Here is a 20,093-nt window from a genome sequence, read left to right on the forward strand (position 1 = left end):
CTGAGGGCCGGGTTTTCGCCGTGCGGTGGACGCTCGGAGACCGCCCCGCCGCTCGGGCGCCACGATCGTCATGCTGTCGGAATGGCAGCGAAGGATGACCTCGGTAGAGCCGGGGAAGAACGGGCGGCGCGGCATCTCGTCGACGCCGGGTACACACTCCTGGACCGCAACTGGCGTTGCGCACAAGGTGAGATCGACATCGTGGCTCTTCAGGGCGAGGACGTCGTCTTCGTCGAGGTGAAGACGCGGCGGACGATCGACTACGGGCACCCGTTCGAGGCGATCGACGCGCGCAAGAAGCGGCGGATGTGGGGGCTCGCCCACGCCTGGGCCGTCGCGCACCCGCTTCACGCTCGGGGGCGTCGGATCCGGCTCGATGTGGTGGGGATCGTCGGTCACGACCCGTCATCCGGTTCGCTCGAGCACGTGGCGGACCTCGTATGAGCACCACACGCACCTGGGCGGTCGCCATCACAGGGGTGGACGGGCACATGGTCGAGGTCGAGGCGGACCTCTCGAACCAGACGCCGGAGTTCAAGATCATCGGGCTGCCAGACAAATCTCTCGGAGAGGCGGTGCAGCGCGTGCACAACGCATGCAAGAACTCCGGACTCGACCTCCCGCGGCGAAGGATGACGGTGAATCTCTCGCCGGCCAGCCTGCCGAAGCACGGATCGGGTTTCGACCTCGCGGTCGCCGTCGCGACACTCGCTGCGGGGGATGCGATCTCCCCGCGATCGATCCGGGGCACCGTGCACGTCGGCGAGCTCGGTCTCGACGGTCGCGTTCGACCGGTGGCCGGAGTGCTCCCCGCGGTGTTCGCGGCGGCGAGGGCAGGGTTCGAGCGCGTGATCGTGCCCGAGGCCAACGCCGCCGAAGCGCGACTGGTGACCGGGATCGAGGTCCGCGGGGCGCGCTCGCTCGCGGAGGTGGCGGTCTGGCACGGGGCGGATGTCGAGATCCCCGAGGTGCCCGCCGAGGAACCGCCCGCCGTGGAGGAGGAACCGAGCGAGTCGCTCGACCTCGCGGACATCGTGGGGCAGGAGTCGGCGGTCGAGGCGCTCGTGGTCGCCGCAGCGGGCGGGCACCACATGCTCCTCAGCGGCCCCCCTGGCGCCGGCAAGACGATGCTCGCGCGACGCCTCCCCGGAATCCTTCCACCGCTCACCGAAGGCGAAGCACTCGAGGTCGCCTCGATCCGCTCGCTGATGGGTGACCGAGTGGCGTGCCTCGACCGGACCCCACCGATCGAGGCACCGCATCACAGCGCATCCGTCGCCGCACTGGTCGGCGGCGGATCGCGGGTGGCGCGTCCCGGCGCGATCGTGCGCGCCCATCGCGGCGTGCTGTTCCTCGACGAGGCGGCCGAGTTCTCGAGGGTGGCTCTGGACGCGCTTCGCCAGCCGCTCGAATCCGGCGCGATCGAGGTGATCCGCTCGGGGTTCACCGCACGGTTCCCCGCGCGCTTCCAACTCCTGCTCGCGATGAATCCGTGTCCGTGCGGCAATTACGGCGTGCGCGGCGCGGAATGCACCTGCCCGGCGCAGGCGATCAGACGATATGCGACCCGGCTCTCGGGACCCCTCCGCGACCGAGTCGACATCGAGTTGCGTGTCGCGAGAGTGGCTGCATCGCGCGCGACCGCAGGTGGCCGCTCCGAATTCTCGACGGCCGCCGCTCGACAACGCGTCGCCGATGCGCGGGGTCGTGCCGCCGCGAGGTGGACGGGGACGCCGTGGTCGCGGAACGCCGACATCCCGGGGACGTGGCTCCGGCAGGGGGAGTTCCGCCTGGACTCCGCGGATCGTGAGCCGCTCGATCGCGCACTCGAGCGGGGAGCGCTGACCCTGCGCGGCTACGACAGGGTGTTGCGGTTGGCGTGGACGATGGCCGACCTCGCCGGACTCGCGCGTCCTCGACAGGATGAGATCGGTCGAGCGCTGCTCCTCAAGAGGGGGATGACGCCGTGACCCACGAGATGATCGACGACCGGGAGGTCGTGCATGCGGCGTTCGCTCTCCGAGCAGGTGAGACGGGCACAGCGACGGAGGCGATCGCCCGCGCGGCGTGGTCGGTGCTCGCGGAACCGGGCGATGGCGTCGCAGGCTCGCTGATCCGGGAACTCGGTGCCGCCGGTGCCCTCGAGCTGGCCCTCGATACGCCGAGTCCGGCGGATGGTCGTGTGGACGGCTCCGCACGGGCGCATCGCGCGTTGGCGGAAGGGAGAGCGCGCTGGCGGCCGCGCGCGCAGACCCGTGCGTTGGTCGATGCCTTGCACGGTGCGAGCCAGGTGGGTGCGCGCCTGGTGATCCCCGGCGACCCGGACTGGCCGGATTCGCTGGACGACCTGGGGGAGCACGCTCCACCGGCGCTGTGGATTCGCGGGGACACCCGACTCCTGAGGGCGACCCCGCGCGTGGCCATCGTCGGCGCTCGCGCGGCGACCGGGTACGGCGAGCACGTCGCCGCCGAGATCGCCGGAGATCTCGCCGCGGGCGGTGCGACGGTCGTCTCGGGCGGGGCGTATGGCATCGACGGCGTGGCGCATCGTGCGGCGCTCGGAGTCCGAGGAGCGACCATCGCGTTCCTGGCCGGCGGTGTGGACCGCGCCTACCCCTCCGGACACCAGGAGCTTTTCACCCGAATCGCCGGGCACGGGGCGGTCGTCAGCGAGTTGCCGTGCGGTGCCGCACCGACCAAGTGGCGCTTCCTTGCGCGCAACCGTCTGATCGCGGCGCTCGGCCAGGCCACCGTGGTCGTCGAGGCGGGATGGCGGAGCGGCTCCCTCAACACGGCGGGTCACGCGGCGGCGCTGGGGAGACCGCTCGGAGCTGTGCCGGGGCCGGTGACCTCGGCTGCCTCGGCGGGGTGCCATCGCCTCCTTCGGGAGTACGACGCACGCTGTGTGACCTGCGCGGCGGAGGTCCGCGAGCTCTGGGGCGACGACGTGCAGGAGGCGTGGGCTTCTCGGCGTCACGATCCCGATCGCACCCGATTACTCGACGCTCTCGGGGCACGGACGCCTCTCGACGTCATGGAGATCTGTCGGCGTAGCGGTCTCGCCCCCGAGCGGGTGCGGGCGCTACTCGGTCTGCTCGAACTCGAGGGGATCCTGACACGATCGGATGCGGGGTGGGTGCGCGCGGCGGCCCGCTGATCGAGCCGCGGCGGCGAGGTGCGATCTCTCGCACCGTCATCCGGTGCATGCTGGAGCCATGCAGCTCGCCGCCGCCGTCCAGGCCTTCACGGAGTACCTCGAGCGGGTGCGCCGGCTGTCGGCTGCGACGGTGCGCGCCTATCGCTCCGACCTGCGGGACCTGACAGCGTCGGCCGGAGACATCACGATCGGCGACGTCGATCTCGACGTGCTCCGAGACTGGCTGTGGAAAGCGACCCAGCGCGGAGATGCACGCTCGACGTTGGCGCGCCGCGCGGCGGCGGCGCGATCGTTCTTCACCTGGGCGACCGAGCACGAGATCATCGCGCACGATCCGAGTCTCCGTCTGATCGCTCCGAAGCGCGGTCGCACCCTGCCGGTCGTGGCCTCGAAGGACGCGATGAGTTCGCTTCTCGAGCAGCACCGCAGCCGCGCGACCGCCGGCGGAGATCCGCTCGCTCTCCGCGACCATGCGATCCTCGAGACGCTCTACGGCTCCGGCATCCGTGTCTCCGAACTCTGCGGACTGGACATCGACGATCTCGACGTCGATCGCCGTACCGCGCGCGTGCTCGGCAAAGGCGCCAAGGAACGAGTCGTGCCCTTCGGGGTGCCCGCCCGTGAGGCGCTGAACGCGTACCTGCGGCGCGCGCGGCCGGCGCTCGTCGCCCGGAGCGATGCTTCCGGTGCCGCCGTCTTCCTGGGCAGCCGCGGCGGGCGAATCGGACCGCGTGCGGTGTACTCGCTGGTGGCAGAAGTGCTCGGCCCTCTCGTGGGGTCGGAGACGGTCGGTCCACATGTACTCCGGCACACGGCGGCGACGCACCTCCTCGACGGCGGCGCCGACCTGCGCGCCGTGCAGGAGATCCTCGGCCACGCCAGCCTGGGTACCACCCAGATCTACACGCACGTCTCCGCCGAGCGACTGACCGCCACCTACCGCCTCGCGCACCCGCGCGCCTGAGCGGGCGTCACGAATCGTCGCAGCACGGCAGAAGGACCGCTCTGGCCAGTGCGCCGAAGAGCAGGAGCGGATTGATGTAGACACGGTCGAGGCGCACCCCCACGTGCAGGGTGCCGACCACGCTGTGCCCACCCTGAGCGACGACCCCCACGATGTCTCCCGCCACCACGGTGTCGCCGGGATTCAGGGAGGAGGCGAGCGGCTCGAAGGTCGAGACGTATCCGGCGCCGTGGTCGATCGTGAGCAGCGGACGGTCGACGACGGTTCCCCGGAAGGCCACGACGCCGTCCGCGGGTGCACGGACCTCCTGTCCCGGAACGCCGGCGATGTCGATCCCGCGGTGTCCGGCCCCGTAGGCGTGAGCGGGAGCACGGTACGGCGCCGTCACGGATCGCGGGCCGTCGAGGGGCCAGCGCCACGCGGCGTCGTTATCCGACGAGTGGGGCCGGACGGAGGAGTCGGGCTCGAGTGCGGCGATCGCAGGATCGTGCGCGCCGAAAGCGAGCGCGACGAGGAGGGCGGCGATCAGGAAGACACGTCCGGGCGGGGTCATCCCGAGAGTCTGCGGGTCGTTCAGGCGGCTGAGACGTGAGTCCGAGCGACAGGCCCGGAGGTGGGGGAGAAGTGCGCGATGTCGCCGCCCGTGGAGAGCAGGACAGGCGGTCGTTGTCCTGTATGCTGGAGGGGCACCTCGAAATCGGGGTGACTACGCGTGCCCAGAGCGACTCTGGTCGTGGCATCCACTCCCACAGGTCCTTCCTCGGAAGGCGGGTGTGCGCCGGGCACCAGGAAGTCCGATCGAACGATCGGCGAAAACCTCAACGGCGCACCGCGCCAGAACAAGGAGACGACCATGGCTGTGGTCACCATCCGCCAGCTGCTCGACAGCGGCGTGCACTTCGGACACCAGACCCGTCGGTGGAACCCGAAGGTGAAGCGCTTCATCCTCACCGAGCGCAGCGGCATCCACATCATCGACCTGCAGCAGTCGCTCGGCTACATCGACAAGGCCTACGACTTCGTCAAGGAGACCGTCGCCCACGGTGGCACGATCCTCTTCGTCGGCACCAAGAAGCAGGCGCAGGAGATCCTCGCCGAGCAGGCCACGCGCGTCGGTCAGCCCTTCGTCAACCAGCGCTGGCTCGGTGGACTCCTCACGAACTTCCAGACGATCTCCAAGCGCCTCGCGCGCATGAAGGAGCTCGAGGAGCTCGACTACGAGACCCCGGCGAACAGCGGCTTCACGAAGAAGGAGCTCCTGCTCAAGAAGCGAGAGCTCGACAAGCTGCACAAGTCGCTCGGCGGAATCCGCAACCTCACCAAGACGCCGTCGGCCATCTGGGTCGTCGACGCCAAGCGCGAGCACCTCGCCATCGACGAGGCCAAGAAGCTCGGCATCCCCGTGATCGGCATCCTTGACACGAACGCCGACCCGGACGACTTCCAGTACCCGATCCCCGGCAACGACGACGCGATCCGCTCGGTCTCGCTGCTGACGCGCATCATCGCCGACGCCGCTGCCGAGGGCCTGCAGCAGAAGCACAACCCGGAGACGGGCGACGCCGAGCCTCTCGCCGACTGGGAGAAGGAGCTCCTCGAGACTCCCGCCCAGGAGGTCCAGGAGTCCGCTGACGCCGCTGCCGTCGAGACCGCGGCCGACGAGGCCGCCGTCGTCGAGACGCCCGCCGCCGACGAGACCGCTGCCGACGCGGCCGGTGCCGAGGCTCACGACGAGGCGATCGCCGCCGCTTCCGGTGAGGAGACCGCTGAGGTCGCCGCCGCCGAGGCCGCAGACGCCAAGTAATCCCGCGACCACCACACACATCACGAAGCAAGGAGCCACCACACATGGCCAACTTCACCATCGCTGACCTCAAGGCGCTGCGTGAGCAGCTCGGTACGGGAATGGTCGACACCAAGAAGGCGCTCGAGGAGGCCGACGGAGACGTCGAGAAGGCCACCGAGATCCTGCGTCTCAAGGGTGCGAAGGGCAACGCGAAGCGCGCTGACCGTTCGACCAGCGAGGGACTCGTCGTCGCTCGCGAGCAGGCCGGTGCCGTGACGCTGATCGAGCTCGCGTGCGAGACCGACTTCGTCGCCAAGAACGACCGCTTCATCGCGCTGGCCGACAAGGTCGCCGACGCCGCTGCAGCCGTCAAGGCCGACTCGGTCGAGGCTGCCCTGGCCGCCGACGCGGCGGGTCAGTCCGTCGAGCAGCTGATCTCGGAAGAGGCTGCGATCATCGGCGAGAAGGTCGAACTGCGTCGTGTGCGTACGATCGCCGGCGACAACGTCGAGGTCTACCTGCACCGCACCAGCAAGGACCTGCCGCCGCAGATCGGTGTCGTCGTCGCCTACTCGGGCGACGACGCGGACACCGCTCGCAGCATCGCGCAGCACATCTCGTTCGCCAACCCGTCGTACCTCTCCCGCGAGGACGTTCCGGCTGACGCCGTCGAGAAGGAGCGGGAGATCGTCACCGAGATCTCGCGCAACGAGGGAAAGCCCGAAGCGGCTCTCCCCAAGATCGTCGAAGGCCGCGTCTCCGCGTTCATCAAGCAGGTCGCCCTGCTGGAGCAGGACTACGCCAAGGACAACAAGCTCTCTGTCGCCCAGGTGGCGAAGGACGCCGGTATCACCGTGACGGACTTCGCGCGCTTCAAGGTCGGCGCGTAGCAGAGTCGAAGGGGTTCGGATCGGTGAGATCCGAACCCCTTCTTCATGCCCAGAAGGCACTATCTTGAATCGGGACGAGAGGACAACACCCATGACCGAACGCACCGGACGCCGCCGCGTCCTTCTCAAGCTCTCCGGAGAGGCATTCGGCGCCGGTCAGCTGGGTGTCAACCCGGATGTCGTCGGCCAGATCGCGCGCGACATCGCCGCAGCCGTCGACCGCGTCGAGGTCGCCATCGTCGTGGGCGGGGGCAACTTCTTCCGCGGCGCCGAGCTGAGCCAGCGTGGCATGGACCGGGGGCGCGCCGACTACATGGGCATGCTCGGAACCGTGATGAACGCGCTCGCGCTGCAGGACTTCCTCGAGCAGGCCGGGGCGGCGACGCGTGTGCAGTCCGCGATCTCGATGACCCAGGTCGCCGAGCCCTACATCCCGCGCCGGGCGGAGCGTCACCTCGAGAAGGGCCGCGTCGTCATCTTCGGTGCCGGTGCCGGCCTCCCGTACTTCTCCACCGATACGGTCGCCGCTCAGCGCGCGCTCGAGATCGGCGCGGAGGAGGTCCTCGTCGCGAAGAACGGCGTCGACGCCATCTACACGGCCGACCCCAACAAGCACGCGGATGCCGAGCGCATCGAGCGGGTCACGTACAGCGACGCGCTGCAGCGCGGACTGAAGGTCGTCGATTCGACCGCCTTCAGCCTGTGCATGGACAACAACATGAACATGCGCGTCTTCGGCATGGAGCCCGCGGGCAACGTGACGCGTGCCCTTCTCGGTGAGCCGATCGGCACCCTGGTCACCACCTGAGTGTGTGACGCGGCGGAGAAGGCTTCGCCCGATAGAATTTGCAGAACACCCCGACGATAGGAGTCACCGTGATCGCGGACGTCCTCGCTGAAACCACCACCCGCATGGACCGGGCGGTCGAAGCTGCCAAGGAGGACTTCTCCACGGTGCGCACCGGTCGCGCGAACCCCCAGCTCTTCCAGAAGGTCCTCGTCGACTACTACGGAACGCCGACCCCGATCGGTCAGCTGGCCTCGATGGTCAACCAGGAGGCGCGCACCCTCGTCATCACGCCGTACGACAAGTCGGCGCTCAAGGCGATCGAGCAGGCCATCCGCGACATGCCGAACCTCGGGGCGAACCCGACGAACGACGGCAATCTCGTGCGCGTGACGATGCCCGAGCTGACGGCCGACCGTCGCAAGGAATACGTCAAGCTCGTCAAGTCGAAGGGCGAGGACGCGAAGGTCCACGTCCGCGGCATCCGCCGCAAGGCGAAGGACGACCTCGATGCGCTCAAGAGCGAGGTCGGTGAAGATGAGATCGCGCGTGGCGAGAAGGAGCTCGATGCTCTCACCCGCCAGCACGTCGACCTCATCGATGACGCGCTCAAGCGCAAAGAGGCAGAACTCCTCGAGGTGTGAGGACGGATGTCTGACACGCGAGATTCCGAGGACGGTGCGCCGCTGACCCGCCGCGAGGCGCGGGATGCGACGACGCCGGACTCGGGCATCCCGTTGGCGGACGAGGCGTTCCCCGCTTTCGACGCCTCGCTCATCCCGCCCCGCCCCCCGCTCCCGGACGAGCCGGCCGTGGTGATCCCCGACATGATCGACACGGCGGACCACAACGCCATCCGTGAACAGTGGCGGGCGAAGCGCGACGAGTTCGGCAGTCACGTCTCGCATGCCCGAGACCAGATCGACCAGGCGAACGAGCGGATCAAGCAGCGCACGGGACGTGACCTCGTGCTCGCGATCCTCATCGGCCTCGCGTTCGGTGCGGCTCTTCTCGGTTCCCTCCTGTTCATCAAGGTGCTCTTCGTTCCGTTCGCCCTGGCGGCTGCGCTGCTCGGGGTCTACGAACTCGCGCGGGCTCTCCGGGCATCCGGCCGCCGGATCGATGTCGTCCCGCAGCTGGTGGCTGCCGGCGCGCTCGTGCTCTCCGGCTATTTCGCGGATATCTGGCTGTGTTGGATCGTGCTGTTCCTCGCCGTGGCATTCGTCATCGTCTGGAGGCTCATCGCCCAGATGTTCGCTCAGGACGGGCGCACCTACGGTGATGTACTCGCGGATGCCGTCATCGGCGGCTTCGTGCAGGTCTACGTTCCCTTCCTCGCGGCCATCGCGCTGATCCTGCTCGGGCAGGAGGGCGGTCAGTGGTGGGTGCTCGGCTTCATCGCCATCGCGGTCGCGGCCGACACCGGCGCGTACGCCGCCGGCCTCGCCTTCGGGCGGCATCCGATGGCTCCGCGGATCAGCCCCAAGAAGACCTGGGAGGGTTTCGCCGGTGCGGTCGTCGCCTCGCTGACCGCAGGTGTGTTGCTCGCGATGTACCTGCTCGAACTGCCGTGGTGGGGTGGGATCGTCTTCGGTGCCGCCATCCTGCTGTCGGCGACACTGGGCGATCTCGGTGAGTCGATGCTCAAGCGCGATCTCGGGATCAAGGACATGAGCTCCTGGCTTCCGGGGCACGGCGGTCTGCTCGATCGGCTCGACAGCATCCTGCCGTCGACGGTCCCCGCCCTCTGCCTCTACTTCCTCCTCTCTCCCTGGGTGGTGCTGTCATGAACGACCAGAAGACCGAAGAGCAACAGCCCTCCCGTGCGGCCTTCGCCGTCGCCTCGGGGCGCACCAAGGGATATCACCCCGCGGCCGTCGACACCTTCCTCGCCTCGGCGCGCGCCGCCTTCGAGCACGGGGGAGATCTCGGTGCGGCGGATGTCCGCACGGCCTCGTTCCCGCTCGTGAAGGGCGGCTACGTGGTCGCTGACGTCGACGCCGCGCTGAGCCGTGTCGAGGACGCGTTCGCGGCGCGCGAGCGCGATCGGGCCGTGCGTTCCGAGGGAGCGGGCGTCTGGGTCGAGCAGGCACGCGACGAGGCTCAGGTGATCCTCGACCATCTCGCGCGTCCGCGCCGTCACCGCTTCGCCCGCACGGGTGCACTCACCTTCGGATACCGCGTCGACGAGGTCGACCACGTGGCGACGCGCATCGTGCGCTACCTTCGCGACGGCGATGCGTTGAGCGCGGAACAGCTCCGTTCGGCGGCCTTCCGTATGCAGCGCGGCGGTTATCGCGAAGAGCAGGTGGACGCCCTGCTCGACGCGGCGATCGACGTGATCCTCGCCGTCCGCTGACCTTCTCATGGCCGTCCCAGGCAGTCTTGCGTAGACTGTCGACCATCGTGAACTCCCGAAACGACATGACACCCGCACGACGTGACGCCTCGCCGGTACCTGTGGCGACGGCGAATTCCGCGCATCGTGGTACTCGTCGATGGTCGCGTCGCCGCGGTGTGGTCGCGGCGTTCGCATCGCTCGCGGTCGTCGGTTTCGCGGCCGCGATGGTCGCACCGACCGCCGTCGCTCTCGCGGATCCGCCCGAGCAGGAGACGCCGGACAGCGCGTACTCCGTCGCACTCGAAGACACCCAGAATCTGACGGTGACGGTCGAAGGTGCCGAGATCGCTCCGGTCGAGCGCGGATCCTTCGAGGTCTACGTGACGCCGAAGCCGACTCCCACGCCCACGCCGACGACGGCCTCCAAATCGAACTCGGGAGGGACGGCCCCCGCGGCCCCGCTCTTCTACACCGGTGGCGGTGCGCCGGCGGACTGGATGGCTGCCGCGGGAATCGCCGAAGCCGACTGGGGCTACGTCGATTACGTCGTGTCGCGCGAGAGCGGGTGGAACCCGAACGCCACGAACAGCAGTTCGGGTGCCTGCGGCCTCGTGCAGGCTCTGCCCTGCAGCAAGGTGCCGGGCAACGGGTACGACCCGGTGGACAACCTGCGCTGGGCGAGCGGCTACGCGACCGGGCGCTACGGCAGTTGGGCCGGTGCCTACAACTTCTGGATCAACAACCACTGGTGGTGAGCAGGCACGATGCCCCGCTCCCGCAGGCGGCCTCCTTCGCGATCTGAGGCCGACGAGTCCTTCGAACGCCTCCTCGCGGGGTGGAAGCGTACCGAGACCCGTCGCGGTGCGGAGTGGACCGTGCAGCCCGTTTCGGCGATCCAGGCTCAGAAGTCCTACGTGTGCCCCGGTTGCTCCCGCACGATCGAACCGGGCACCGCTCATCTCGTCGCCTGGCGCGCCGATGGAGTCCTCGGCGATGCCGCCGACCTCGCCGCACGCAGGCACTGGCACACACACTGTTGGAGGCAATCGTGACCATCGAGATCCGCGGACCGCTCGAACTGCCCGCACAGCGGGACGACATCGAGCTGCGTACGGCCGACGGCCTCACTCTCGTCGGTGAACTCGCGCTCCCCGAAGCGGCCGATCCCGTCGCGACCCTCGTGACTCTGCACCCGCTCCCCACCGCGGGAGGGTTCATGGACTCGCACATCCTGCGCAAGGCCGCGGCGCGCCTCCCTGCCCTCGCGAACCTCGCCGTCCTGCGGTTCAACACGCGGGGGACGACGTCGCCGCGTGGCACGAGCGAAGGGGCGTTCGACGGGGGAGAAGCGGAACAGTTCGATGTGGCCGCCGCGATGGAGTTCGTCCACGAGCGCGAGCTGCCGCGCCCCTGGCTCCTCGGATGGTCGTTCGGCACGGAGCTGGCCCTCAAATACGGGCGGGATCACGACATCGCGGGCGTCATCCTGCTCTCTCCGCCCCTGCATCGCGCATCGGACGCCGAGGTCGCTGCGTGGGCGCAGTTCGATCGGCCGGTCGTGATCCTCGTCCCCGAGTTCGACGACTACCTCCGGCCCGAGCAGGCGCGTGAGCGCTTCGCCTCGATCCCGCATGCGACGCTGATCGCCGTCGACGGCGGCAAGCACCTCTGGGTGGGGGAGTCGCAGACGCGCCGTGTGCTCACCGAGATCGTCGCGGCCGTCCACCCGGCGGCCCTCCCGCTGCCGACAGAGTGGCCGGCATCGCGCTGAGCGGCGTCAGAGCTCGTTCATGCGGGGGATGAGCACCTGGCGGTAGATGATCAGAATGCTCGCGGCGACGGGGATCGCGATGAGCGCTCCGAGCAGTCCGAGCAGGCTGCCGCCGGCGAGGGCGGCGACCACGACGACCGCACCCGGTACCGACACGGCGCGGCTCATGATGCGCGGAGAGATCACGTACGCCTCGATCTGCATGTAGATCAGGTAGTAGATGCCGGCGGCGATCGCGGTCGCGGGGGATCCGAGACCCGGGATCAGGCAGATGAGCACGATGAGCGTGGAGCCGGTGAGCGTACCCACGAGCGGGATGAGCGAGAAGAAGAACGCGATGACCGCGAGCACGGCAGGGAAGGGCGCCTGGATGATCGAGAGGAAGATCGCGCTCAGCACGCCGTTGATCACGCCGAGCGAGACCTGTCCCATCACGTAGTACCCGACCGAGTCGGTGATCTGGTCGGCCAGGTCGATGAAGCGCTCCCGCTTCGAGGCCGGCGCGAGCTGGTAGACGGCGCGCTTGAGTGAGGGAGTGGATGCCGTGAGGTACACCGTGAGGATCAGCACGATGAAAGCGCCGAACAGGCCGGTGATGATCGAGGTGCCGACCACGATCACGCTCTCGGTTATCGTTCCCCAGTTCTCAAGCAGCCAGTCGGTCGCACGCGTGAACGTGTCATCGATGAACGAGGGCTGCAGGCCCGGGAAGACATCGCTGATCCAGTCCTTCACGTCGCCGATGTAGGTGCTCTGCAGGAACAGCGTGATGCGCCGGACGAGCTGGCTGATCTGATCGACCAGGATGGGGAGCACCATCAGGACGATGCCCGCGAAGACGCCCAGCACTCCGAGGATGGTGACGAGCACCGCGAGCCAGCGGGGGAGCTTGCGGCGTTCGAGGAATGCGACCACCGGGTCGAGTCCGAGGCTGAGGAACAGCGCGGTGCCGACGTACAGCAGGACGGTGGAGAGGTTCTGCAGGCTTCCGATCAGGAGGATGCCGAGGCCCACTCCGAGCGTCGCCACCAGGGCGGTGCGGAAGGGATTGTGGATCTTCATCTCGACTCCTCGTGTCGGGGTGCTGCCAGGCTACCGATCGTGCCACGCGCAGCCCGCGCGACGTGCCGTTCCACACCGGGGGAATCACCCTTGTGGGCAACACACAGGTGGTTTCGCTAGTCTGAAATGTCGAGTGTTGCGTCCCGGCCGATCGTGCGGGATGCGTGAGGAGACTATTCGTGCGTTTCGTATGGGCCGTCGTGGCCTTCGTCCTGGCCGCGGCCCTGATCGGTGCCGGCATCGCTCAGCGCACCATCTTCATGGGGCCGGATTCGGTGCAGGAGAAGGTGCAGATCGAAGAGCCTGCGCCGTTCATCCTGCTCGACGGGGATGTGCTGCGTGCCCACCCCGGCGCGCAGACGCTGCTGATCAGCGGCAACGGCGACATCTTCTCCGCTTACGGACGCACGGCCGACATGGAGGCGTGGCTCGCCGACTCCGACTACAACCAGGTGACCGTCGACGACGACGGATCCTTCCAGGTCGAACACATCGCCGCGCCTGCGGCCGAGGATGACGCGGTCGATTCGGGAGATGCCGCGACGGAGGAGCCGACCGCCGAGGACGACCCCGCTGCAGACAGCGGACGCAACCCCGTCGGATCCGACCTGTGGCTGAACTCCTTCAGCGACACCGACTCGCTGTCGCTCGACAATCTCCGTCTCCCTGAGGGAGTCAGCGTGCTCGTCGCCTACGACGGGACCGAGAACGCGCCCGACGACATCGTGGCGTCCTGGCCGCTCGACACGTCCACCCCGGCCGCAGGTCCGCTCATGGCAGGCGGCGGTGTGCTGTTGCTGGTGGGGCTGATCCTCTACGTGCTCGGCATCCGTCATCAGCGTCGCGGTCGTGGTCCGCGTCGCAAGGGCCCGGGTCCGCTCCCGGTGACCGAGCCCATCGACCTCGCCTCCCTACCCGCGGGCGAACGCGCAGCGATAGAGAGCGGAGCGACCCAGGCGAAGCCGCAGGCCACCGAGGACGACGTCCAGGACGCCGAGATCGTCGATGAGCCCGCTGTGCCCGCAGACGAGAAGCCCGGCGAGAAGACGGACGAGAAAACCGAGGGGAAGTCGACGATGAAGGCCGCAGATCCCGCTCGCCGGCGTCGCCGTCTCCTCGTCGTACCGATCCTCGGGCTCACCGCGGTGCTCGCGGCCGGTTGCTCGTCCGATTCGTGGCCGCAACTGGGCGCTCCCGAGGCGACTCCGTCGCCCACTCCGACGGTGATTGCCCCCGAGAACCAGAAGCCGCCGGCCGTCACCGAGGGTCAGGCCGAACGCATCCTCGGCGAGATCTCCACCACACTCGTGGAAGCCGATACGAACCGCGATCTCGATCTCGCCAAGACGCGGCTCGACGGACCGGCGCTGACGGCTCGCACGACGGATTACGCCCTGCGCACCGCGATCGCCGATTCTCCCGTTCCCGCCGCGATCCCCACCGACGACGTGGAGGTCGTGCTCCCCGAGGCGACCGATCGCTGGCCCCGCACGACGCTCCTGCTCTCCAAGAGCGCGGATGACGAGACCGTCCCGCCCGTGCTGCTCACCATGACGCAGCAGGATCCGTGGTCGAACTACAAGGTGACGAACATCGCGGAGATGTCGGCGGACGCGGTGTTCCCGGACGTCGCCGCCGCCTGGCTCGGCACCGCGCTGGTCCCGGATGACTCCGCCTTCCTCAGCATCGCTCCCGGCGAACTCGCCGCCGCGTTCGCGGACGTCGTCGACACGGGGGAGAAGAGCGCCTCCAACGGGCTCTTCGACGATCTCTCGCAGAAGCTCGCGACCTCGATCCGCGACAGTCGGCAGACGGTGGTCCAGAACCTCATCGACAACGGTGCGGCCGAGACGTCCGAGGTCAGTTTCGACATGGCGCCGACCGATACCCCCGCCGTCTCGATGACGACCCTCGACAGCGGAGCGATCGTCGGCATCACGCTGACCGACGCCGAGACCGTGAAGCCGACGTCCGCCGACGCCGTCATCCGCTTCGGGGACAACGCGAAGGCCAATGCTCTCACCGGCGTCTCGGAGTCCGCGAAGGGCGTCGTGACGACCTATGAGTTCCAGCTCTTCTTCTCGGTCCCCGCGCAGGGATCCACCGAGCAGATCAAACTCCTGGCATCGCGTCAGGATCTCGTCTCCGTAGAGGTGATCAAGTGACCGAGTTGTCTCCTGCGGCGCTGCGTGGTGCCGTCGACCTGTCGAGCCTGCGCAACCGGCCGGCCGCTCCCGCGCCCGGCGCCCCGGCGGCGCCCGCCGCGGGCACCCCCTTCGCCGATCTCGTGATCGATGCGACCGACGAGACGTTCGGCCAGGTGCTCGAGCTGTCGCGCACGGTGCCCGTCGTCGTCGACCTCTGGGCAGAGTGGTGCGGGCCGTGCAAGCAGCTCAGCCCCATCATCGAGAAGGTCACCCGCGAGCTGGGCGGGCGTGTGCTGCTGGCGAAGGTCGATGTCGATGCGAATCCGCAGCTGGCGCAGAGCTTCCGTGCGCAGTCCATCCCGATGGTGGTCGCCCTGATCGCCGGACAGCCCGTGCCGATGTTCAACGGCGCCGTTCCCGAGGAGCAGGTGCGCGCGGTCTTCGCGCAGCTGCTGCAGCTCGCCGCGCAGAACGGCGTGACCGGTTCGCTGGCGGTCGATGGCGCGCCGGTCGGCGAGGAGGCTGCGGCTCCCGAGGAGCCCGCACTGCCGCCGCTTCACGCCGAGGCCTTCGCTGCGATCGAGGCGGGCGACTACGCCGCCGCCATTATCGCGTACGAGAAGGCGCTCGCGGAGAACCCCCGCGACGAGGACGCGATCGCCGGGCTCGGACAGGTGCGGTTGCTCGATCGCGTGCAGTCGCTCGATCTGCAGACCGCTCGTGCCGCCGCTGCGGCGGCACCGCTCGACATCGCGGCACAGTTCGACGTCGCCGACCTCGATCTCGCGGGTGGGCACGTCGACGATGCCTTCGGACGCCTCCTCGATCTGTTCGCACAGCTCCCGTCGGATGAGCGCACACCGGTGCGCGAGCGTCTCGTCGAGCTCTTCGGACTCATCGGTGCCGGCGACCCTCGCGTCGTCTCGGCGCGGAACCGCCTGACCTCGCTCCTGTTCTGATCACCGCTTCCGGCTCGGGTCGCCCTAGCCGCGAGTGACGCTCGGAACGTGGGGGTCGGTCTGGTACCGGAGCCACAGTGTCGACAGCGCCGGGAGGGTGATCGTCGCCGTCGCCGGACCGCCGTCCTCCGCGTGGGCGACGACGACACCGAGATTGCCCGATCCGCGGCCTCCGAACGCCGAGGCATCCGTGTTGAGGATCTCCTCCCACACGCCGGCACGGGGGAGTTCGAGGCGGTAGCCGACGTGCTCGATGCCGGAGAAGTTGCTGATCACGACGACGCGTCCACCGTGACCGTCGCGGCGCTCGAACGCGATCACGGTCGGATCCCAGCTCGGCGCTCCCAGACGCGAGAACGACGAGGCATCGCTGTCGCGAGCCCACAGCGGCGCCTGCACGCGATACGCCGCGTTGAGAGAAGCGACGAAGTCCTGCAGTTGGGCGTGGGACGGCTGGTCGAGGAGCCACCAGTCCAACTCACGTGACTCCGACCATTCGGCGAGCTGACCGAACTCCTGGCCCATGAAGAGCAGCTTCTTGCCGGGGTGGCCCCACATGTAGCCGAGGTAAGCGCGCACATTGGCGAGCTTGTGCCAGTGGTCGCCGGGCATCTTGGTCACGAGGCTGCCCTTGCCGTGGACGACCTCGTCATGGCTGATGGGCAGCAGGTAGTTCTCGCCGAAGGCGTACACGAACGAGAACGTCATTTCGCCTTCGTGGTGCGCGCGGTACATCGGGTCGCGGGCGATGTACTGGAGCGAGTCGTTCATCCAGCCCATGTTCCACTTGAAGCCGAATCCGAGGCCGGCATGGTCGGTCGGTGCGGTCACTCCGGGGAAGCTCGTCGACTCCTCGGCGATCATCATGATCCCGGGGTGCAGCCGATACGACGTCGCGTTGACCTCCTGCAGGAACCGGATGGCCTCGAGGTTCTCGCGACCTCCGTGGATGTTCGGCTCCCACTCGCCCTCGTTGCGCGAGTAGTCGAGGTAGAGCATCGATGCGACGGCGTCGACGCGGAGGCCGTCGACGTGGAACTCGTCGAGCCAATACAGCGCGTTGGCCACGAGGAATCCCCGCACCTCGGGACGGCCGTAGTCGAAGATGAGGGTTCCCCAGTCCTGGTGCTCGCCGCGACGCGGGTCCGGGTGCTCGTAGAGGGGCTGGCCGTCGAAGCGGGCCAGCGCGAAGGCATCCTTCGGGAAGTGGCCCGGAACCCAGTCCATGATCACGCCGATGCCCGCCTGGTGCAGACGATCGATGAGATACCGCAGATCGTCGGGGGTCCCGAACCGGCTGGTGGGCGCGTAGTACCCGCTGACCTGATAGCCCCAGGATCCGCCGAACGGATGCTCGGCCACCGGCATGAACTCGACGTGGGTGAACCCCGTCGTCGTCACGTGCTCGATCAACGGCTCGGCGAGGTCCCGATAACCGAGACCGCCCCGCCAGGAGCCGATGTGGACCTCGTAGACGGAGAGAGGCTGCGCGACGGCATGCGTGGCGGCGCGTCGGGTCATCCACGCACCGTCGCTCCAGACGTACGACGATGCCGTGACGACCGACGCCGTGTCCGGCGGTACCTCGGCCCACTGCGCCATCGGGTCGGCCTTGAGGATCCATTCCCCGGAGCGCGTACGGATCTGATACTTGTAGCGGGTGCCGACCGCGAGATCGGGCACGAACAGCTCCCAGACGCCGCTGGCGCCCATGGAGCGCATGGCGTGGGACTCCCCGCTCCATCCGTTGTGGTCGCCGATCACGCGCACGGCCGTGGCGTTGGGCGCCCACACGGCGAACGCGACCCCCGTCTCTCCGCCGACGTCGCCGGAATGCGCCCCGAGCACGTGCCAGAGGCGTTCGTGCCGGCCCTCGGCGATCAGATGGATGTCGACGTCGCCGAGGGTGGGCGCGTGGCGATAGGGGTCGCCGACGACGGTCTCCTCGTCGTCTCCATAGGCCGTCGCGAGACGGTAGGGCACGGGCGGGCCGTCGTGCTGCGCCTCCCAGATCCCCTGAGCGACGTGGGCGAGGTCGAGCCGCTGGCCGTTGCCGAAGACGGCGGCGACCGACGAGGCGAGCGGTCGGCGCGCACGGATCACCGTGACGGTGCGGTCGGCACCATCCTTGTGCGGGTGGGCGCCGAGGACGGCGTGCGGGTCGTGGTGGGTGCCCGAGGACACCGCCTGCCATTCGGCGGATGCCGTCAGGTCGTCGATGGAAGTCATGGGCGGTGCCTCACCTTCAGGATGTGCACGGGCTCGGCGAAGGCGTCGAGGCGCACGTAGTTGTGATCCGACCAGGTCCACACCGCTCCCGTGAGCAGATCCTCGACCTCGAACTGCTCACCGAGGGGGACCCCCCAGCGCGAGGTGTCGAGGTGCACGGTGGTCTCGCGGACGGAATGCGGGTCGACGTTGGCGACGACGATCAGCGTGTCGGGGGAGCCGGTTCCGGTGAAAGCAGCATCCAGGTGCTTGCTGTAGACCAGCACGTGGTCGTCGTCGCTCCAGTGCACGTCGAAGTTGCGGAGCTGACGCAGCGCGGGATGCTGTCGGCGGATCTCGTTCAGTCGGCGCAACAGCGGAGCCAGGGACTCGCCGCGGGCCTCGGCGCCCTCCCAATCGCGGAACTTGAACTCGTATTTCTCGTTGTCGATGTTCTCCTCGGACCCGGGACGGGCGACGTTCTCGAGGAGCTCGTAACCGGCGTACACGCCCCACAGCGGTGCGGCGGTCGCGGCGATGCAGGCTCGTACCCGGTATGCCGCGCGCCCGCCGAACTGCAGGTACTCGGTGAGGATGTCGTGCGTGTTCACGAAGAGGTTGGGGCGCATGTAGTCGCTGGTCTCGTGCGACACCGAGGTCAGGAACTCCTCGAGCTCGGCCTTGGTGTTGCGCCACGTGAAGTAGCTGTAGCTCTGCTGGAAGCCCACGGCGGCGAGCGCGCGCATGACGGCGGGGCGGGTGAAAGCCTCGGCCAGGAAGATGACGTCGGGGTCCTGGGCGTTCACGGTCGCAATGAGCCACTCCCAGAACTGCAGGGGCTTGGTGTGCGGATTGTCGACCCGGAAGATCTTCACGCCCTGCGCGACCCAGTGCTGCACGATCCGGAGCATCTCGGCGTAGATGCCCGCCGGGTCGTTGTCGAAGTTCAGCGGGTAGATGTCCTGGTACTTCTTCGGCGGGTTCTCGGCGTACGCGATCGTGCCGTCGGGCAGCGTGGTGAACCATTCGGGGTGCGCGGCGACCCACGGGTGATCGGGAGACGCCTGGAGGGCGAGATCGAGCGCGACCTCGAGCCCCTCCTTCTTCGCCGCGCGGACGAATGCACGGAAGTCGGCGGCGGTGCCGAGCTCGGGATGGATGGCGTCGTGCCCTCCCTCGGCCGCGCCGATCGCGTAGGGCGACCCCGGGTCGCCGGGCTCGGTGGTCAGCGTGTTGTTGCGTCCCTTGCGATTCGTCGTACCGATGGGATGGATCGGCACGAGGTAGAGCACATCGAAGCCCATGGCCGCGACACCGGGCAGTCGCTTCGTCGCGCTGCGGAACGTGCCGCTCTTCACCGTTCCGTCCTTGAGGCGCTTGGCGCCTTCGGAGCGGGGGAAGAACTCGTACCAGGACGCGACGCCGGCGGCGGTGCGGTCGACCACGAGCCGATGGTCCGGCGTCGCGGAACGGAGGGTGGTGACGGGTCGATCGGCGAACGCGCGCGCGAGGTCGGCATCCGTCGACAGCGCCGAGGTCGTTGCGGCATCCCCGGTGGCGAGGGAGGCCGCCGCTGCGGTCAGCCGCTTGCGCTCCGCCGCCGGACGATCGCGCTCCGCCGCCGCGCGCTGGAGGATCTCGGCACCGAGCGCTGCCATCACCGGGACGTCGACCCCGGCGGCGACCTTGAGCTCCGCGGCGTGCGCCCACGTCGCGAAATCATCGGAGAACGCCTCGAAACGGTACGTCCACGATCCCTGGGCATCGAGCGCGATCTCCGCCGCCCAGGTGTCGGTGCCGTCCTGGCGGGGAGCGAGTCGGTGCAGGCTCTCGGCGCCGTCCGGTGCGGTGAGCCGGAGATGGACCCCGATGATGTCGTGACCCTCACGGAACGAGACCACGCTGAACGGGACGACCTCGCCGACGAACGCCTTGGGCGGGAACCCACCGGGAACGGAGGGCTGCACGTTCGTGAGCGGGAGTCTTCCGGTGGTCACCCCCTCGGCGATCGGTTCGTCCGT

General features: G+C 68.7%; 19 protein-coding genes. 15 read left to right on the plus strand and 4 right to left on the minus strand.

The genetic code is table 11. The features are described from left to right. Positions 1-81: 81 nt before the first annotated feature. The 4 genes from ACTJKK_RS02910 to ACTJKK_RS02925 are packed head-to-tail and all read left to right on the plus strand — an operon-like array spanning position 82 to position 4,121. On the plus strand, positions 82-444 hold the full coding sequence (locus tag ACTJKK_RS02910; protein WP_440746937.1) for a YraN family protein: 363 nt from the start codon (positions 82-84) through the stop codon (positions 442-444). After that, entirely contained in the window at positions 441-1,970 is a 1,530-nt protein-coding gene (locus ACTJKK_RS02915; RefSeq protein ID WP_440746938.1) for a YifB family Mg chelatase-like AAA ATPase, read from the plus strand. Before ACTJKK_RS02910 ends, ACTJKK_RS02915 begins: the two co-directional genes overlap by 4 nt. Beyond that, positions 1,967-3,157, plus strand: coding sequence for a DNA-processing protein DprA (gene dprA / locus ACTJKK_RS02920; RefSeq protein WP_440746939.1), 1,191 nt, complete (start codon positions 1,967-1,969; stop codon positions 3,155-3,157). Before ACTJKK_RS02915 ends, dprA begins: the two co-directional genes overlap by 4 nt. Before the next feature lie 58 nt (positions 3,158-3,215). Next, on the plus strand, positions 3,216-4,121 hold the full coding sequence (locus tag ACTJKK_RS02925) for a tyrosine recombinase XerC (protein WP_440746940.1): 906 nt from the start codon (positions 3,216-3,218) through the stop codon (positions 4,119-4,121). A 7-nt stretch (positions 4,122-4,128) separates the two neighbouring features. Here the strand turns inward: ACTJKK_RS02925 and ACTJKK_RS02930 are convergent, their stop codons facing one another. Beyond that, on the minus strand, positions 4,129-4,674 hold the full coding sequence (locus ACTJKK_RS02930) for a murein hydrolase activator EnvC family protein (protein ID WP_440746941.1): 546 nt from the start codon (positions 4,672-4,674) through the stop codon (positions 4,129-4,131). Positions 4,675-4,974: 300 nt separating this feature from the next. Between ACTJKK_RS02930 and rpsB the strand changes: the two genes are divergently transcribed. The 9 genes from rpsB to ACTJKK_RS02975 all read left to right on the plus strand — a co-directional run bounded on the left by rpsB (position 4,975) and on the right by ACTJKK_RS02975 (position 11,696). Next, the gene (gene rpsB / locus ACTJKK_RS02935) at positions 4,975-5,925 is read left to right on the plus strand and encodes a 30S ribosomal protein S2 (protein ID WP_247622586.1); all 951 of its coding nucleotides are present in this window, start codon (positions 4,975-4,977) and stop codon (positions 5,923-5,925) included. A gap of 44 nt (positions 5,926-5,969) precedes the next feature. Beyond that, entirely contained in the window at positions 5,970-6,797 is an 828-nt protein-coding gene (gene tsf / locus ACTJKK_RS02940; RefSeq protein ID WP_247622585.1) for a translation elongation factor Ts, read from the plus strand. Positions 6,798-6,888: 91 nt separating this feature from the next. Further along, positions 6,889-7,605, plus strand: coding sequence for a UMP kinase (gene pyrH, locus ACTJKK_RS02945; protein WP_247622584.1), 717 nt, complete (start codon positions 6,889-6,891; stop codon positions 7,603-7,605). A 68-nt stretch (positions 7,606-7,673) separates the two neighbouring features. Then, positions 7,674-8,228, plus strand: coding sequence for a ribosome recycling factor (gene frr / locus ACTJKK_RS02950; RefSeq protein ID WP_247622583.1), 555 nt, complete (start codon positions 7,674-7,676; stop codon positions 8,226-8,228). 6 nt (positions 8,229-8,234) lie between these two features. Then, entirely contained in the window at positions 8,235-9,374 is a 1,140-nt protein-coding gene (locus tag ACTJKK_RS02955; RefSeq protein WP_336640439.1) for a phosphatidate cytidylyltransferase, read from the plus strand. Beyond that, positions 9,371-9,943, plus strand: coding sequence for a DivIVA domain-containing protein (locus ACTJKK_RS02960; protein WP_247956089.1), 573 nt, complete (start codon positions 9,371-9,373; stop codon positions 9,941-9,943). The genes ACTJKK_RS02955 and ACTJKK_RS02960 overlap by 4 nt, the downstream gene beginning before the upstream one ends. A gap of 47 nt (positions 9,944-9,990) precedes the next feature. Beyond that, complete coding sequence (locus tag ACTJKK_RS02965) at positions 9,991-10,680, plus strand: transglycosylase SLT domain-containing protein (protein ID WP_440746942.1); 690 nt, start codon at positions 9,991-9,993, stop codon at positions 10,678-10,680. A gap of 9 nt (positions 10,681-10,689) precedes the next feature. Next, on the plus strand, positions 10,690-10,977 hold the full coding sequence (locus ACTJKK_RS02970; protein ID WP_247956090.1) for a hypothetical protein: 288 nt from the start codon (positions 10,690-10,692) through the stop codon (positions 10,975-10,977). A 2-nt stretch (positions 10,978-10,979) separates the two neighbouring features. After that, entirely contained in the window at positions 10,980-11,696 is a 717-nt protein-coding gene (locus ACTJKK_RS02975) for an alpha/beta hydrolase (RefSeq protein ID WP_247957601.1), read from the plus strand. A gap of 6 nt (positions 11,697-11,702) precedes the next feature. Here the strand turns inward: ACTJKK_RS02975 and ACTJKK_RS02980 are convergent, their stop codons facing one another. Next, on the minus strand, positions 11,703-12,758 hold the full coding sequence (locus ACTJKK_RS02980) for an AI-2E family transporter (protein ID WP_247622578.1): 1,056 nt from the start codon (positions 12,756-12,758) through the stop codon (positions 11,703-11,705). Positions 12,759-12,937: 179 nt separating this feature from the next. On the opposite strand from ACTJKK_RS02980, the gene ACTJKK_RS02985 reads away from it, so the two are divergent. Together ACTJKK_RS02985 and ACTJKK_RS02990 are read left to right on the plus strand one after the other, a co-directional pair. Next, positions 12,938-14,923 carry a glycosyl transferase gene (locus ACTJKK_RS02985; RefSeq protein ID WP_440746943.1) on the plus strand — a complete coding sequence of 662 codons (1,986 nt, stop codon included), beginning with the start codon at positions 12,938-12,940 and terminating at the stop codon, positions 14,921-14,923. Next, positions 14,920-15,864, plus strand: a complete 945-nt coding sequence (locus ACTJKK_RS02990; RefSeq protein ID WP_440746944.1) for a tetratricopeptide repeat protein — start codon at positions 14,920-14,922, stop codon at positions 15,862-15,864. Before ACTJKK_RS02985 ends, ACTJKK_RS02990 begins: the two co-directional genes overlap by 4 nt. Before the next feature lie 24 nt (positions 15,865-15,888). Here the strand turns inward: ACTJKK_RS02990 and glgB are convergent, their stop codons facing one another. Together glgB and ACTJKK_RS03000 are read right to left on the minus strand one after the other, a co-directional pair. Next, the gene (glgB, locus tag ACTJKK_RS02995) at positions 15,889-18,093 is read right to left on the minus strand and encodes a 1,4-alpha-glucan branching protein GlgB (RefSeq protein WP_440746945.1); all 2,205 of its coding nucleotides are present in this window, start codon (positions 18,091-18,093) and stop codon (positions 15,889-15,891) included. Beyond that, a complete protein-coding gene (locus ACTJKK_RS03000; protein ID WP_440747200.1) occupies positions 18,090-20,081 on the minus strand; it encodes an alpha-1,4-glucan--maltose-1-phosphate maltosyltransferase in 1,992 nt (663 codons plus the stop codon). The genes glgB and ACTJKK_RS03000 overlap by 4 nt, the downstream gene beginning before the upstream one ends. Between the last annotated feature and the right edge of the window lie 12 nt (positions 20,082-20,093).

Source organism: Microbacterium sp. 22179 (genome assembly GCF_052045715.1).
GTDB classification, from domain to species: domain Bacteria; phylum Actinomycetota; class Actinomycetes; order Actinomycetales; family Microbacteriaceae; genus Microbacterium; species Microbacterium galbinum.

Coding starts and splice junctions, on each gene's coding strand:
- ACTJKK_RS02910 (WP_440746937.1), top strand. CDS start 82: ATGGCAGCGAAGGATGACCTCGGTAGAGCCGGGGAAGAACGGGCGGCG.
- ACTJKK_RS02915 (WP_440746938.1), top strand. CDS start 441: ATGAGCACCACACGCACCTGGGCGGTCGCCATCACAGGGGTGGACGGG.
- ACTJKK_RS02925 (WP_440746940.1), top strand. CDS start 3,216: ATGCAGCTCGCCGCCGCCGTCCAGGCCTTCACGGAGTACCTCGAGCGG.
- ACTJKK_RS02930 (WP_440746941.1), bottom strand. CDS start 4,674: ATGACCCCGCCCGGACGTGTCTTCCTGATCGCCGCCCTCCTCGTCGCG.
- rpsB (WP_247622586.1), top strand. CDS start 4,975: ATGGCTGTGGTCACCATCCGCCAGCTGCTCGACAGCGGCGTGCACTTC.
- tsf (WP_247622585.1), top strand. CDS start 5,970: ATGGCCAACTTCACCATCGCTGACCTCAAGGCGCTGCGTGAGCAGCTC.
- pyrH (WP_247622584.1), top strand. CDS start 6,889: ATGACCGAACGCACCGGACGCCGCCGCGTCCTTCTCAAGCTCTCCGGA.
- ACTJKK_RS02955 (WP_336640439.1), top strand. CDS start 8,235: ATGTCTGACACGCGAGATTCCGAGGACGGTGCGCCGCTGACCCGCCGC.
- ACTJKK_RS02960 (WP_247956089.1), top strand. CDS start 9,371: ATGAACGACCAGAAGACCGAAGAGCAACAGCCCTCCCGTGCGGCCTTC.
- ACTJKK_RS02970 (WP_247956090.1), top strand. CDS start 10,690: ATGCCCCGCTCCCGCAGGCGGCCTCCTTCGCGATCTGAGGCCGACGAG.
- ACTJKK_RS02980 (WP_247622578.1), bottom strand. CDS start 12,758: ATGAAGATCCACAATCCCTTCCGCACCGCCCTGGTGGCGACGCTCGGA.
- glgB (WP_440746945.1), bottom strand. CDS start 18,093: ATGACTTCCATCGACGACCTGACGGCATCCGCCGAATGGCAGGCGGTG.